The organism is Streptomyces canus (genome assembly GCF_001514145.1).
GTDB lineage: Bacteria > Actinomycetota > Actinomycetes > Streptomycetales > Streptomycetaceae > Streptomyces > Streptomyces canus.
In genome coordinates this window covers 168,001-182,900 of sequence record NZ_KQ948661.1, presented here as the reverse complement: position 1 = coordinate 182,900, position 14,900 = coordinate 168,001, and the positions used below count along the sequence as shown (strand labels likewise).

At 71.7% G+C, this 14,900-nt stretch carries 10 protein-coding genes; all 10 read right to left on the bottom strand.

The window, feature by feature from the left end; all coding sequences use genetic code 11:
• Nucleotides 1–34: 34 nt before the first annotated feature.
• The 10 genes from AQJ46_RS20625 to AQJ46_RS20580 all read right to left on the bottom strand — a co-directional run bounded on the left by AQJ46_RS20625 (nt 35) and on the right by AQJ46_RS20580 (nt 14,768).
• The gene (locus AQJ46_RS20625) at nt 35–607 is read right to left on the bottom strand and encodes a GNAT family N-acetyltransferase (RefSeq protein ID WP_059207009.1); all 573 of its coding nucleotides are present in this window, start codon (nt 605–607) and stop codon (nt 35–37) included.
• A 17-nt stretch (nt 608–624) separates the two neighbouring features.
• Nucleotides 625–1,920: a hypothetical protein gene (locus AQJ46_RS20620; RefSeq protein WP_059207008.1), complete on the bottom strand. Its 1,296-nt coding sequence runs from the start codon at nt 1,918–1,920 to the stop codon at nt 625–627.
• Nucleotides 1,921–2,073: 153 nt separating this feature from the next.
• Complete coding sequence (locus AQJ46_RS20615; RefSeq protein ID WP_059207007.1) at nt 2,074–3,387, bottom strand: GAF domain-containing protein; 1,314 nt, start codon at nt 3,385–3,387, stop codon at nt 2,074–2,076.
• Between the two features lie 219 nt (nt 3,388–3,606).
• Nucleotides 3,607–5,241, bottom strand: a complete 1,635-nt coding sequence (locus AQJ46_RS20610; RefSeq protein WP_059207006.1) for an acyl-CoA dehydrogenase family protein — start codon at nt 5,239–5,241, stop codon at nt 3,607–3,609.
• 678 nt (nt 5,242–5,919) lie between these two features.
• Entirely contained in the window at nt 5,920–6,903 is a 984-nt protein-coding gene (sbnA, locus tag AQJ46_RS20605) for a 2,3-diaminopropionate biosynthesis protein SbnA (RefSeq protein ID WP_059207005.1), read from the bottom strand.
• A 31-nt stretch (nt 6,904–6,934) separates the two neighbouring features.
• Complete coding sequence (gene sbnB / locus AQJ46_RS20600; RefSeq protein ID WP_059207004.1) at nt 6,935–7,966, bottom strand: 2,3-diaminopropionate biosynthesis protein SbnB; 1,032 nt, start codon at nt 7,964–7,966, stop codon at nt 6,935–6,937.
• Complete coding sequence (locus AQJ46_RS20595) at nt 7,963–8,949, bottom strand: TauD/TfdA family dioxygenase (protein ID WP_059207003.1); 987 nt, start codon at nt 8,947–8,949, stop codon at nt 7,963–7,965. The genes sbnB and AQJ46_RS20595 overlap by 4 nt, the downstream gene beginning before the upstream one ends.
• A gap of 13 nt (nt 8,950–8,962) precedes the next feature.
• On the bottom strand, nt 8,963–11,050 hold the full coding sequence (locus AQJ46_RS20590) for a non-ribosomal peptide synthetase (RefSeq protein ID WP_059207002.1): 2,088 nt from the start codon (nt 11,048–11,050) through the stop codon (nt 8,963–8,965).
• Nucleotides 11,051–11,085: 35 nt separating this feature from the next.
• On the bottom strand, nt 11,086–13,554 hold the full coding sequence (locus tag AQJ46_RS20585; protein ID WP_079072366.1) for a Pls/PosA family non-ribosomal peptide synthetase: 2,469 nt from the start codon (nt 13,552–13,554) through the stop codon (nt 11,086–11,088).
• A 35-nt stretch (nt 13,555–13,589) separates the two neighbouring features.
• The gene (locus AQJ46_RS20580; protein ID WP_225887370.1) at nt 13,590–14,768 is read right to left on the bottom strand and encodes a heparan-alpha-glucosaminide N-acetyltransferase domain-containing protein; all 1,179 of its coding nucleotides are present in this window, start codon (nt 14,766–14,768) and stop codon (nt 13,590–13,592) included.
• Nucleotides 14,769–14,900 lie beyond the last annotated feature (132 nt).

The window sequence follows — 14,900 nt, the reverse complement described above, 5'->3', positions numbered from 1 at the left end:
TCACAAAGATCGCGGGGAGTCTTGTTCCCGCAGGTCAGGCCGGGTAGGCCCCGGGCCAGGGGCCAGGTGTGGGCGCCTCGGCCTCCTCCTCGACCTTGGTGTCGAAGAGCTTGAAGCCACGGCGCTGGTAGTTGTCCATCGCGTGCTCGCCGTCCTTGGAGCAGGTGTGCAGCCAGACCCGCTTGGTGTCGGTCAGCCCCGGCCAGCGGTCCGCGAGGTCCCAGGCGCGGGCGGCGCCGTAGGAGAGGAGGTGGCCGCCGATCCGCCTGCCGCGGAACGCCGGGATCAGGCCGAAGTACGAGATCTCCACGACGCCGTCGTCCTGCGGGCCGAGTTCGGCGTAGCCGGCCGGGGTGCCGCGGTCGTAGGCCACCCAGGTCTCCACGCCGGGGCGCTCCAGGTGCTCCCGCCACTGTGCGTACGTCCACGAGAGCCGGTCGGTCCAGAGGATGTCGCCGCCCACGGAGGCGTAGAGGTAGCGGCTGAACTCGGGGGAGGGGACTTCCGCGCGGCGGATGCGGACGTCGCCCTGTGGGGGTTCGGCCGGGAGGAGATCGGTCGGAGCGGTCTGTTCCAGGGACCACGTGGTCACGGCGATGTTCGGCATGCCGGTCAGGGAATCATCTATCCCAGAGATCTGTCGATCGAGGCCAGCGGCAGTGCGAACAGGACCCGGCCCGACTGGGACCACACATCGCCCGTCTGTTCCCAGTACGACAGGGACTCCGACTCCCCGCTCCAGCAGTTGCGGGTCTCGTCCGTGCCGCAGCGGGCGGCCTTCGCGGGGTCCTTCGGGTTCTGGCGCCACAGGGTGCCGTGGTCGCCCTCGGTGTGCGCCGCGCGGCCCAGGTACCACTGGGAGTCGTACGACAGGACGGGGCCGGAGCCGGACGCCTTGGTGACGTACGCCTCGGCCACGCGCGCGGAGCCGCCGGTGTCGGTGGCCAGGAGGCCGGAGCGGGCGGGGGAGGTGCTGAAGTCGTAGCGCCAGACCCGGGTACCGGCGTCGCCGTCCCCGGAGACCCACTCGCTCGCGACCAGGCTGTCCGGGGCGGTGCTGCGGTCCAGGGAGAGGTAGTCGGGGCGGGCGGCGTTCGTGCCGGCGGTCGGGCGGTAGGAGGCGACCGCGGGCAGGACCCACTGGGCGCCGTGCGCCGACCAGCCGCCGCGTACCTTGCCGACCGCGTCGCTGTCGACGGTGGCCCGCTGGACGCGGTTCATGTCGTAGACGTACAGCGCGTCGCCGTCGTCGCCGCTCGCGGTGACCAGCAGCTTGTTCTGGTACCAGACCATGCCGGACACCTGGGAGACGAGGCCGCGGTAGTCGCGCCCGCCGTCGACCGGGACGGCGAGGAGGACCCAGGAGTAGGTGGGCCGGTTCAGGTCGTCCGCGTCGACGAACGCGACCCGGGCCAGGCCCCCGTCGTGCGCGGCGGTGCCGGTGCGGCTCCACGCGGAGAGGATCACGCGGTGGGCGCCCCACAGGCCGTCGTCGTCGGCGTCTCCGGAGGTGGTGACCGCCCCGGCCCGCCAGGAGCGGGTGTCGGCGGTGTCCCAGCAGTACGCGGCGGTGGCCTCCGGGGCCACGGGCAGCGCACTGCGCTCGCCGGCCGTGCAGTCGATCGCGTCGCGCAGGCTCCGGTCGGCGGAGCCGAGGACGGCGGAGACGCCGGCCGGATGCCCCATCGCGGAGGAGAGCCGGTCGAGGTCGCCCTGCGGTATCCGGGATTCCGTCAGGCGCAGCGGGTCGGTCTCGGCGGCCGAGGTGAGCGGCTTCAGTGGCCCGGGATTGGCGGCGACCGTGGCCTGGGAGGCACTGATCATGGTGGCGGCGGCGGTCAGTGCGAGGGCGGTCCCGGCCAGGAAGGCGCGCAGCGCTTGGCCCCGCTTGCGCCTGCGGTGTCTGCCACGTTGCTTCATACCGTCCTCCCGAGGCGGGCCAACTGCGCCTGATGATCCGTACGTTGACCGAGGAGCAGGTGGGGTGGCCCGTAGGGGATGCTACGGCAGTAGAGCGCCGCCGGGGGCGAAGACCGTGCAATTATGCGGAAGATGCGCCCAGATCGAGGGTTTTCACTCGGTCTCGGCGTCAGTCCGGGCCCCGAGCACGGCGGGGGCGGTCGAGTGGGGCAGCAGGTCGCTCGGACGGCCCGGCAGCAGCACCTCGACCTCGGCGTCCTCGCAGAAACGATACGGCCGATGTTCCAGAAACGCCCCGAGATAGCGCCGTACCCGGGACATCTCCGCGCGCACGGTCACCGTACGGCCCGGATCGCCGAACATGTCGTCGGCCAGGCCCGCCGCACTGCGGCCCGAGCGGTGCAGGGCCAGCAGGTAGAGCAATTCGGCGTGCCGGGGGCTCAGTTCGTGACTCCAGGTACCCGCGCCGCCCGACACCGTGACCGTCCAGCGGCGCGGCTGCGCGAGGTCGAGCACGATCCGGGTGACGCCCTGCGGCTCCGGTTCGTCGGCAGCGCGGATCAACCAGCCGCCGGCCAGCGGCTCCAGCGCGCACAGACCGAGGGCCGGCAGCCACCGGCGGCCCGGCGAGAGGGACTTGGGCAGCGCGATCCGGTTCGTGTACGGCATTCCGGTCACGGCCGCCGTCCAGCCGTCCCGGTCCACCACCAGGGCCCGGCCGCTGAGCCGGGCGAGCACCGGCGCCGCCACGGCCCGCAGTCGCTCCAGCGTGGTCAGATGCAGCTCGCGCAGCCGTGACTCGGCGAGCTTGGCCACCGAGTCGACCCAGGCGAGCGTCGCCGGGTGCATGGTGTCCAGCGGCCCGCTCACGTCGACGACGCCGATCAGCCGGCCGTCCCGCGGGTCCTTGATCGGGGCGCCGGTGCAGGTCCACGAGGTCTGGGAGCGGACGAAGTGCTCGGAGGCGAAGACCTGGACGGGGCGGCGCACCACCACCGGGGTGCCGATGCCGTTCGTGCCGACGACGTCCTCCCGCCAGTCCGCGCCGAGTTCGAAGCCGGTGCCGTCGGCCTTGCGCAGCACGGGGGAGCTGCCCTCCCGCCACAGCACCCGGCCGTCCTCGTCGGCGACCACCATGATGTGGTGGGCGACGTCCGCGACCGACAGCAGCCCCTCCCGCAGGACCGGCAGGACGTGCCGGAGCGGGGTGCTCTCCCGGCGCCGCTGCACCTCCTCGGGTGCCAGCAGCCCTGACCGGAAGTCGTGGTCCGGGTCGACGCCGCCGCGCAGCATCCGGGTCCAGGACTCCTCGATCACGGGGCGCGGAGCGATGGGCGCGGGCCGGCCGGACAGGGTGGCCGATCGGATGTCGTTCAGTACCCGCGCCGCACGTGCCGTGTCCACGCCGGCCAGGTGGGTCACATGCGTCGGCGAGAGCGGCACTGGTCCTCCCGGTCCCGGGTCCATTGACTGTCCGTCTCATAGTGCCGGTCGTATCTCTGGCAGGCACACAGTCCGCCCACAGACGCCAGGAAGTTGCAACCCCCTGCAACCCTGGTGGTGGGCTCCGGCTTGTTTGAAACTTGGGCGAACGCCGTCTCGCAGCGGCGTTCTCCGGCCTCCGAGGGCCGCAACGGGGGTGGTGCCGTGTCGGCGCAGCACCACCCCCGTTCAACTGGTGAACGGTCAGTGCACCGGACGGGCCCGATCCACCACCGACGCCAGGTCCAGGGTCGAGGGCAATGTGCCGAAGGCCGATCCCGCGTCGCCGCCCAGGCGGGACGCGCAGAACGCGTCGGCCACCTCCGCGGGGGCGTGACGGACGAGCAGGGAGCCCTGCAGGACGAGCGCGAGCCGTTCCGTCAGGTGCCGGGCCCGGCCCTCGACGCCCTCCAGATCGGCCAGTTCGGTGAAGAGGCTCTTCGTCGCCGCGTCCAGCCGGTGATCGGCGCCCCGGGTCCGGCCGATCTCCAGGAGGTAGGCGTTCAGGGCCTGGGGTTCCCGCCGGAGAACTCTCAGGACGTCCAGGGCCTGGACGTTGCCCGCACCCTCCCAGATGGAGTTCAGCGGTGATTCGCGGACCAGGCGGGGCAGGCCCGACTCCTCCACGTAGCCGTTGCCGCCCAGGCATTCGGCGGCCTCCACCGTCAGCGGGGTGCAGCGCTTGGTGATCCAGTACTTGGCCGCAGGTACCGCGATCCTGAGGAAGGCCCGTTCCTGCTCGTCGCCCTGGTCGTAGGCGGCCGCCAGTCGCAGGGCGAGGGTGGTCGCCGCCTCGGACTCCAGGGCCAGGTCGGCCAGGACGTTGCGCATCAGCGGCTTGTCGACGAGCTTGCCGCCGAAGGCCTCGCGGTGGGTGCAGTGGTGGATCGCCTGGGCGACGGCCTGGCGCATCAGGCCCGCCGAGCCCAGCACACAGTCGAGCCGGGTCGCGGCGACCATCTCGATGATGGTGCGGACCCCGCGCCCCTCGTCGCCCACCCGGCGGGCCCACGTCCGGTCGAACTCGACCTCGCCGGAGGCGTTGGAGCGGTTGCCGAGCTTGTCCTTGAGGCGCTGGAGGAGAAACGTGTTGCGGGTGCCGTCCTCCAGGACGCGCGGCACGAGGAAGCAGGTGAGCCCACCCGGGGCCTGGGCGAGGACCAGGAAGCCGTCCGACATGGGCGCGGAGCAGAACCACTTGTGTCCGGTCAGCTCGTAGGTCTCGCCGTCGGGCAGGGGCCGTGCGGACGTGGTGTTCGCCCGGACGTCGCTGCCGCCCTGCTTCTCCGTCATGCCCATCCCGAACAGCGCCCCCGCCTTGAGGTGGGCGGGCCGCAGCTCGCGGTCGTAGACCATGGACGTGAGGCGGGGCTCCCACTCGGCGGCCAGGTCGGGGTCGGTGCGCAGGGCGGGGACCGCGGCGTGGGTCATGGACAGCGGACAGCAGTTGCCCGCGTCGACCTGCGTCCACAGGAGGAAGGCCGCCGCTCGCCGTACGTGGCCCCCGGGGCGGACCCAGGCGGCGGTCAGGCCCGCCGAGACGCCCTTGCCGAGCACGCGGTGCCAGGCCGGATGGAACTCCACCTCGTCGATGCGGTGGCCGTGCCGGTCGTGGGTGCGCAGCCGGGGCGGGTTCTCGTTGGCCTGCAGGCCCCACTCCTGCACCTGCGCCGAACCGCAGGCCCGGCCGAGCGCCGCCAGCTCACTGTGAACCTCGTCGAGCAGGTCCGGGTCGAGATGCCGTTCCACGGCCGCTCGCAGCGCGAGGTCGGCGCTGTAGACGTCGTAGCCGATCAGCGGTGGGGGCTGGTTCGTCACGGTGTGCGTACTGCCTGCCATTCTGCGAACGTACCCCGGGGTACCCCACCGGTCACCTCACGGACACGGCACGGGGGTGCTGCGGGTGTGCCTCTGGTCGCCGTGGGCGTGTGTGGCGGGACCTCGCCGGTACGACAGCGGGTCGCTGCGGGGTGCTGGGCGTCTCGCGGGTGCCGGGCCGGGCGCTCGGGTGCTTGGGCGTGTTGCGAGGCCGCCTCTGGCTGCCGCGGGAGTGTGTGCAGCGGTACCTCGCCGGTGGGGCAGCGGTCGCCGCGGGGGTGGCGTGCGCCTTGCGGTTGCGGGGCCGGGTGTTCGGGGCGCTGCGGGTGCCTTGTGGGGTCGCCTCCGGCTTCCGCAGGCGGGTGTAGGGGTTCCTCGTCGGTATGGCTGTGGTCGCCGCTGGGTGCCTGCGTCTCTCGGTCAGGCAGTCGGGGTGTTGCGGGTGTGTTGTGGGGTCGCCTCTGGTTGCTGGAGGCGGGTGTAGGGGTTCCTCGTCGGTATGGCTGTGGTCGCCGCTGGGTGCCTGCGTCTCTTGGTCAGGCAGTCGGGGTGTTGCGGGTGTGTTGTGGGGTCGCCTCTGGTCGCCGCAGGCGGGTGTACTGGAACCTCGCCGATACGGCACGTGCCCGGCCGCTCGTGGGGTCGGCGCGGCACCCGGTCGCCGCGGGTGTGCGGGCCGGGTGCCGGGGTCGGAGGGGGTCAGGCGAGGTGGGCCATCGCCTCCGCTGTGTGGTGGACCGGGTCCGCTTCGGGCAGGCCGTGCGGCCAGCCGGGTCGGTACACCGTGTCGAGGTAGCGTTCGCCGAGGTCCGGCGCGATGGCGACCGCGGTGAGCCCGCGGCGGCCATGCGCGGACAGCCACTGGTCGGCGCCGCTGACGACCGTGCCGGTGGAGCCGCCGAACAGGAAACCCCGGGCGGCCAGCCGGCGGCAGACCTGGAGGGTGTCCGGTTCCTCGACGAGCACCACGTCGTCGATGTACGACTTGTCGAGCAGCTGCGGCGGCACACTGGTACCGAGCCCCGGGATCATCCGCACGCCGGGCGGCCCGCCGAAGGTGATCGACCCGACGCTGTCGACGGCGACGATCCGCACCGGGCGCCGCCATTGCCAGAACCAGCGGGCGCAGCCCATCAGGGTCCCTGTGGTGCCGGCCCCGACGAACAGGACGTCCAGGTCGGGGAAGCGGCGCGCGATGTCCGGCGCGGTGGTGCGGTAGTGCGCCCGCCAGTTCCCCTCGTTGCTGTACTGGTTGAGCCACACGTACCGCTCGTCCGAGGCGCACAGCGCCCGCACGTAGGCGAGCCGGGCGCCCAGATAGCCGTCGTGCAGGTCCGGCTCCCTGACCACGTGCACCCGGGTGCCGAGTGCCTCCATCAGCCGGATCGTCACCAGGTTGCACCGTGAGTCGGTCACGCACAGGAACCGGTAACCCCGGCTCGCCGCGATCACGCTCAGGGCCACCCCCAGGTTCCCCGACGACGACTCGACCAGCACCGACCCGGGCCGCAGGGTGCCGTCGCGCTCGGCGGCGTTCACCATCTCGCGCGCCGCCTTCAGCTTGATGGACCCGGCGAAGTTGAAGCCCTCGCACTTCAGGAACAGCGGAAGCTCCAGCGCCGCCCGCAGGTCGACGTAGAGGTCGGACTCGTTGTACTCCGAAGGATCGGATATGACGGGCATGACGCCCCCCTCCTCATGCGCCACCGGTGGTTCAGCCGTACCGGCGCAGCTCGTTGAAGAACCCGTCGACGACGTGCAGTTCGCCGCGCCGGGCCAGTTCGTCGTGGACGAACCGGCCGACGGCGAGGTCGAGCACCCCCAGGCCGAAGGGGGAGAACACCACCGTCCGGTCCGTCGGGACGGTCACCCGTCCGGTCAGCACGTCGTCGAGCGTGCCGTCGATGAAGTCCCTGCTCCCCGTGAGCCGTTCGGCCAGATGCGGGGAGGTCTCGGCCTTGAGGCAGTGCTCGACGTCGTCGACGAAGTTGGCCGACGCGAGCAGGATCTCCGGGTCGAGATCGCGCAGGGAGACATGCAGGACCAGGGGGTGATGGCCGAACCACGACGGATCGTGGACGTGCGGTGTGCCGGCGACGGTGGCGAACACGACCAGGTCGCTGGAGCGGATGAGGGATTCGGCCGTGTCGTGCACGACGGCCTTCCCCGGTGCGCCGGACCGCTCCAGATAGCCGCGGAACCCGGCGGCGCTCTCGGCGGACAGGTCGTGCACGCCCGTCTCCTCGAACTCCCAGCCGGTGGCGGTGAGATGGGTGTGGATGTAGCGGGCGATCAGCCCGGTGCCGATGAAGCCCACCCGGGTGGGGCGGCTCCGGCCCGCGCTCAGCTTCCCGGCCGCCAGCGCCGCCGACGACGCCGTACGCGTGGCGCTGATGACCGAGCTCTCCAGACAGGCGAACGGGTAGCCGGTCTCCGGGTCGTTGAGGATCAGCACGGCCGACGCGCGCGGCAGCCCGGACTTGATGTTCTCCGGGAAACTGGAGACCCACTTCAGGCCGTCCACCCTCAGCGGTCCGCCCAGCGACGCGGGCAGCGCGATGATCCGTGACGACGGGCGGTCCGGGAACCGCAGGAAGTACGACGGAGGGTTCACCGAGTCGCCCGCGCCGTGCAGCCGGTACACGGCCTCGACGAGGTCCGCGATCTCCGGTTCCCTTCCGTGCAGGGCCTGTTGGACCTGTGCGCCGGTGACGAGGGCGAAGGTCGGTGCGCCGACGGTGCTCATACGCCGGTCACCTCGCCGTCGGTGCGCGACACCGGGTTGCCGAGCGCGGCCAGCACCTCGCGCGGTCCCTCGAAGGGCTCGCGGCTGTGTGCCGTACGGACGTTGTCGACGAGCAGCAGATCCCCGTCCTGCCACGGCTCGCGCACGGTGTGGGCGCCGTACACCTCGTTGATCGTCCGCACGACGTCCTCGTCGATCGGATCGCCGTCGCCGAAGCGGGTGTTGAAGGGCAGCCCGTCGGCGCCGTACATGTCCACCAGGTATTCGTGCACTTCCGGCTCCATGGTCCACTCGTTGAGGAACGCGATCTGGTTGAACCAGCAGGGCAGGCCGGAGTCCGGGTGCCGGAGCACCGCGCCGCGCCGCTGCCGGGTGTGCAGGGAGCCGTCGCTCCGCCAGGCGAACTCGATGGCGTTCCGGCGGCAGTAGCGCTCGACGGCGGCGCGGTCGTCCGTGCCGAACGCCTCCTCGACCGACGCGCCGATCTCCTCGTGGTACGAGCGCGTCAGCAGCCAGCCCTCGCGCTCGAAGCGGGAGACCAGCTCGCGGGGCAGGTCCCGCAGCACCGCCGACGCGTCGGCGAGCGCGGTCGCGCCCCCGGTCGCGGGCGCCTCCAGACAGGCGAACAGGAGCAGACCCGGGAACTCAAGGCCGTAGCTGACCTCGTGGTGCATGCACATCTGCTGGTTCGGCGGCCACTTGGTCGTCGAGTACACGCCGTCCCCGTAGCTGCGCCGCGGCGCGAAGGGCTCGCGGTCGGACATCAGACCGCTGGTCAGCCCCCGGAAGACGGCCTCGGTGGCCGCGGGGTCCGAAAGGCCCAGACCACGCACCAGGACACAGCCGTGTTCGAGGACGAGGGCACGCAGCGGGGCGTGGTGCTCGGCTGCCCAACCCGCCGGATCAGCACCGGACTTGGCGTGCAGGATCGGCGGACTGTCCGGTGCCAGGTCCAGGTGCGGAAGGAGATTCGTGGATGACATCTCGGGGTTCCTTTCAGTGCTGCCGGTCGAGCAGGTCCGCCAGGTCCGCGAGGACCGGGTGGCGGACGACGTCCTTGAGGGTGATCGCCCGGTCCAGGACGATCGCGAGACGCACGGCGGACAGCGAGGTGCCGCCGCGGTCGAAGAAGTGGTCGAGGCGGCCGATCCGGTCGGCGGGGACCCCGAGGACCTCGGCCCAGGCATCCGCGAGCCGCCGCTCGCAGGCCGTGACCGGCTCGCCCGCCACAGCGGTGTCGAGGTCCTCGGCGAGCGCGGTGAGCGCCCGGCGGTCGGTCTTGCCGTTGGCCGTCAGCGGCAGGTGCTCCCGCCAGTGCACGACGGCGGGCACCATGTACGCCGGCAGCGACGCGGCCAGCCGTTCCCGCACCGCGTCCGCGCCCACCGGCTCGGGCCCGGCGCAGAACGCGGCGAGCTGCGTCCCCCGTACGACCACGACGGCCCCGTCACGCACCCCGGCCACCCGCAGCAGCGCGTTCTCGATCTCGCCGATCTCCACGCGGAAACCGCGGATCTTGATCTGGGTGTCCCGCCGGCCGAGGAACTCCAGTCGGCCGTCGGACCGCCAGCGCCCCACGTCACCGCTGCGGTAGAGCCGCTCGCCGGGCCGGTACGGGTCCTCCATGAAGGCGGCCGCGGTGCGCTCGGGGTCGTTGACGTACCCGCGCCCCACGCACACGCCGGAGAAGACGATCTCGCCCGGCGCGCCGAGCGGCACGGGCACCAGGTCCTCGTCGACGACGTACACGCGCACATTGCGCACCGGCCGCCCGAGCGGGACCCGGTCGCCGTCCGGCACCCGGTCCATGACCTCGTGGTTGGTGTCGTCGGAGGTCTCGGTCAGCCCGTAGGCGTTGGCGAGGCGGATGCCGGGCGCGGTGGCGAACCAGCGCTGCACCAGCTCCCGCTTCACCGCCTCGCCGGTCACCGACACACAGCGCAGGTCGGCCAGTTCGCGCGGCCGCTGCCCCAACTCCGCGAGCACGGCCTCCAGGTACGACGGCACGACCTGGAGCACGTTGACCCGCTCCCGGACCACCGTGTCCACGAACCGCGGCACGTCCAGGACGGTCTCCTGGTCGACGACCAGCGTCCGCCCGCCGACGACCGGCCCGGCGAGCAGCTGCCACAGGGAGATGTCGAAGCACTGCGGCGCGGTCTGCGCGACCACGTCGTCCTCGCCGATCCTCAGGTCCTCGACCTTGGCGAGCACGTGGTTGACGAAGCCGGCGTGCTCGCACATCGCGCCCTTGGGCTCGCCGGTGGAGCCGGACGTGAAGTAGATGTAGGCCAGTTGTCCGGCCGCGACCGGGATCCCGAGATCGTCGTCCGCGTGGCCCTCGGCGTACGCGTCCGCCACGAACAGGGTCGTGGCCGTCGTCCCGGAGAGCGAGCCGGTACTGCCCCGCTCGGTGACGACGAGTTCGCAGCCCGCCCGGGACAGCGTCCTGGACACCCGCTCGGCCGGGAAGTGCGGCTCGACGGGCAGATACACCCCGCCGGCCTTGAGCACGCCGAGCACGGCCGCCATCCAGTCCAGGTCGCGCTCCATGACGACGGCGACGACCCCCTCGGCCTCCAGGCCGCGAGCCAGCAGCGCCCGGCCGACCTGATTGGCCCGGGAGTTGAGCTCGGCGTACGTCCACTGCCGCTCGCCCTGTACGGCGGCCACGGCGTGCGGGTGCTTGCCGACCCGCTCCTCGAAGAGCTCGTGCACCCGCCGGTCCGGGAGTTCACGGACCGGGCCCGCCAACTCCTCCAGCTGGAAGCGGAGTTCCTCCTCGGACAGCAGGCTCCTGCGGTCCGGGTCGGTGAGCGCTGTGAGGTGGTAGCCGGCGATGCGGGCGGCTGCCTCGGTGTCGAAGGCGCCGGTGCGGTGGCTCAGCCGCAGCATGCCGTCGGTGACGGTGACCCGCAGCTCGTCGCCGGGCGTGCCCTCCGTCTCGCCCGAGAGGGCGGCCAGCACCCTGGCGTGGGCCGTCAGCAGCGCGGCCGGATCGGTCGGTGTGCCCTCGGGCAACCGGACTGCGTACTCCGTGACGTCCGGTATCGGACCGGGCGTGCGGTGCGGAACTGTTTGCATGACTTTCTTCCCCCTGATTTCTTCGTGCGGGCGGTTCAGGCGCGTCGCAGCGCCACCGCCGGATTCCCGCCCCAGTGCGCCCCCGCCGGCATCTCCTCGCCCTTCATCAGGAAGGAGTCGGGACCGAGCACGGCACCGTCGCCCATCGAGACGCCGTAATGGACCAACGCGCCCGCACCGACGGTGCAGCCGTCGCCGATCGTGATGTGGTCGGACTTGAAGGTGCCGTCCTCCTGGGAGTGGGCCTGCACCTTGGAGTGGGCGCCGAGCGTGCAGTCGCTGCCGATCGACGTGAGCGTCCGCTCGGTGATGGCGACGCCGTCGTCGAAGACCCGCCGACCGAGCCGTACGCCCATCAGCCGCCAGATGACGTTCTTGAACGGGGTGCCGTTGAACACCTTGAGCTGGCCGTCCGGCACCTTCCACAGCCGCTCGTGCCACCAGAAGTACGGCTCGTAGATGGAGCACAACTGCGGCTCCAGCGGCCGGAACCGGGTGATCACGCGCTCCACCAGGATGTAGTAGGCGCAGGTCAGTGCGAGGCTTGCCATCAGGTAGCCGCCGAGGAGCAGGCCGCCGAGGGCGCTCTGACCGCCGTAGAGATCGACGGCCGCGAAGCCGAGCAGTGTCAGCAGGAACCAGTGCAGCCAGCGCAGGAACAGGAACAGGGCCATCGAGCGGGCGTTGAAGCGGTTCTTGCCGGACAGCCGGCGGCGCAGTTCGTCGCCCTCGCGGAAGTGGTCGAAGCGGGTGTCGCGCTCCACCGTGCGCGGGATCTCGAACGGCGGGGAGCCGAGCAGGCCCACCCCCTCGCGCAGTTCACCGTCGAGCGGGACCAGCACCTTGGTGGCGAGCAGGCAGTTGTCGCCGGTACGGCCGCCGACCGGGTAGGCGATGTGGTTGCCGAGGAAGTTGCGCGGCCCGATCGCCACCCGCGAGAGGCGGAACGACGTGCTGGAGTACTCGGCGTTGAGGATCGAGAGCCCGTCGGCGACCATCGTGCCGCTGCCGACGGTGGCCAGGTACGGCGTCTCGTGCGAGACCTCGGTGCCGAAGTTCGAGCCGGTCTGCTCGACGTGCGAGAGGTCGTAGCCGATGGACCGCAGGTAGGGGACGATGTACGAGCTGTCGCCGCACAGCCACTTGAAGAACTTGATGTTGGTCATGCGGGCGATCGCGCGCTGCACCGAGTAGTGGAAGCCGTACAGCGGATAGATCCGGTCCGCCTTCAGCGTCAGGTTCAGCAGCCGCGGCAGCACCGTCACGGTGACGAGGCCGAGGAGCACGGAACCGGCGTAGAGGGCGACGGACAGGGCGAGCGCCTCGGCGTAGAAGGCCGCCGACGCCAGTTCCTTCGCGTTCGGCTCCAGCAGCGGGTCCAGGGCGGGCACGAGGTCCATCACCAGGAAGGCGCCGCCGATGCCGAGCGGGACGTACACCAGCAGCGTCTGGAGCAGGGCCACGAGGGCGTAGCCGGCCCGGCGCGTGGTGCCGCAGCGGGTGGCGGGGACACGGATGTGGTCGACGTCGGTGGGGCGGGCCGGGGAGCCGTGCCAGCGCTGCCCGGCGGGGATTTCGGCGCCGTCGTACAGCGCGGAGGAGTGGCCCAGCTGACCGCCGTCGCCGATGGACGTGCCGATGTCGAGGACCGTCTTCTCGCCGACGAAGACGTCCCGGCCCAGCGTGACCGGTCCGGTGCGGATCCGGCCCGCGTGCGCCCGGTAGCCGAGGAACAGGGCGTCCTTGCGGATCACCGTGCCGGCGCCGACGGTCAGCAGGTCGGTGCAGACCGGCACCGAGTGGGACAGGATCGTGACGCCCGGCCCGATACGGGCGCCGAGGGCTCGCAGGTACAGGACGTACAGCGGGTTGCCGGTGAACAGGATCATCGGGTTGGCGTGCAGCAGTGCCTTGACGAACCAGAAGCGGACGTAGGCGAGGCCCCACACCGGGAACTCCGTCTCCTTCCACCGGCCCACCAGCACCCACTTCGCCACCACGGGCAGGGTGCAGACGGCCAGGAACAGCGCGCCGCCGAAGACCAGTGAGCGCAGGTAGACGGTGAGCATGCCGTCGCCGCCGGATATCCAGGCGTACCCCTCGGCGGCGGCGGTCCCCGCGGCGAGGCAGTACAGGGCGAAGACGAGGAACTGCAGGATCCCGCACAGGACATAGCGGGCGGTGCTGCCCGGCGGCGGAGGCGGTTCGGCAGGCCGTGCGGGAACCGGTCCGGCGTCCGGGACCTCGGCGAGAGCCGTGGCCAGACTGCGGATCGTCGGGTGGCCGTAGATGTCCCTCATCGACACCGGCGGCACATCGTCCCGCTTCCTGACCCGGGCACAGAACTGCGCCATGACCAGGGAGTTGGCGCCCAGGTCGTCGAAGAAATGGCTGTCGAGGGCCACTTGATCCGTCTTCACGACCCCGGCCAGCACCTCGGCGAAGACCTGGGCGGTGCCTTCCACCGGGGCGACTGTCGTGATCTTGCCGGGATTTACCACCACTTGAGCTCCTAGATCATTACTTTTGGTCTTATGGGCTAATCGACGTGCTTGCTAAGTCGGGCCGGGCTCTCCACCGGTTCCGGGGACCGCGGTGGTGTTACGGCCTCGCGACACCGCCGGGCCGCGCCTGCGACGACCGTTTCCAGCGGGCCACGCCCGACGTGCCGCCACGAGAGGGCGAAGAGGAGCGCTCCGGTCGTCATGACGGCGTAGAGGAGCCCGGGGGAGCCGGAGAGTGCGCCGGTGGCGAGAAGGAGCACATGGGCGACGTAGAGGGTCAGCGGCATGCTGCCCGCCGCCGCGAGCGGCGTGAGCGCCCGCGCGAGGAGGGCGCTCCTGGTCAGCAGCAGGGCGCCGCCGAGGATCGCCGTCGCCGAGCCCAGGGTGAGGAGCATGTCGAAGGGCGTGGTCGCGTGCGGCGCGCGGGAGAGCAGCGCCCACCAGGTCGCGCCGTCGGGGCTGTCCCACAGGGCCTCGGCGCGGGAGGCGCCCGGGAACTCCGCTCGCCACAGGCGCTGGAGCCCGTCGTACCGGAACAGGACCAGGGACGACACCAGCCAGACACCGGCCACCAGCGCGAGACCGCCGCCGAAGAGCAGGGGTGCGGCCTTCCGTGACGTCAGGTCCATCCGGCCGAGGGCGAGGCCGGCGCACAGATAGGCGGTCCAGGCGAGCACCGGGTAGTCGCCGTGGACCAGCAGGTCCGACATCAGGCCGAGCGGGTCGGTGACCACGTCCTGGAGGGTCGGGTCGCCGTCGAAGGCGGGCTCCGGCAGTACGCCCCGCAGCGCGTGCACGGCGAACGGCGCGCCCAGGGCCAGGACCAGGGACAGGCGCGCCAGGGTGCGCGGACCGAGGCCCAGCAGCGGGATCGCGATCAGGAACAGCAGGGCGTAGAACGCCAGGATCACGTCCACGTCCAGGTCCGCCGCGCGCGAGGCGTACCCGAGCAGCAGCCCGATCAGCGCGACGACGCCGGCCCGTGCCGCCACCGCGGCGGCCGCGGGCCGCCCGGTCACCGGCCGTCGCCCGCCCGTCGTGAAGGCCAGGCCGATCCCGGCCGTCACGGCGAACGTCGCCGAGGAACGGCCGCCCGCGAACATCCAGGCGGGTGTGACCGAGCCGGCCGCGTCGAACGCACCGAACACGTGAACGGAGAACATGCCGAGCAGGGCGAGACCCCGTGCCACATCGACCCCCACGATTCGCGGCACGGCATGATTCGGCGCATACGGAACAGGCATGGAAATTCTCCAGAGAGGGATACGGCGGAATATCTCCCGCTGTTCACCACACAGCGGAAAATCATGAAGAAGAACCCCCGTGGTTCCGGTGTGCCGGAAGAA

Excerpts from the sequence above, each read along its gene's own strand:
- AQJ46_RS20625 (WP_059207009.1), bottom strand. The coding sequence starts at position 607 with ATGCCGAACATCGCCGTGACCACGTGGTCCCTGGAACAGACCGCTCCG.
- AQJ46_RS20620 (WP_059207008.1), bottom strand. The coding sequence starts at position 1,920 with ATGAAGCAACGTGGCAGACACCGCAGGCGCAAGCGGGGCCAAGCGCTG.
- AQJ46_RS20615 (WP_059207007.1), bottom strand. The coding sequence starts at position 3,387 with ATGGACCCGGGACCGGGAGGACCAGTGCCGCTCTCGCCGACGCATGTG.
- AQJ46_RS20610 (WP_059207006.1), bottom strand. The coding sequence starts at position 5,241 with ATGGCAGGCAGTACGCACACCGTGACGAACCAGCCCCCACCGCTGATC.
- sbnA (WP_059207005.1), bottom strand. The coding sequence starts at position 6,903 with ATGCCCGTCATATCCGATCCTTCGGAGTACAACGAGTCCGACCTCTAC.
- sbnB (WP_059207004.1), bottom strand. The coding sequence starts at position 7,966 with ATGAGCACCGTCGGCGCACCGACCTTCGCCCTCGTCACCGGCGCACAG.
- AQJ46_RS20595 (WP_059207003.1), bottom strand. The coding sequence starts at position 8,949 with ATGTCATCCACGAATCTCCTTCCGCACCTGGACCTGGCACCGGACAGT.
- AQJ46_RS20590 (WP_059207002.1), bottom strand. The coding sequence starts at position 11,050 with ATGCAAACAGTTCCGCACCGCACGCCCGGTCCGATACCGGACGTCACG.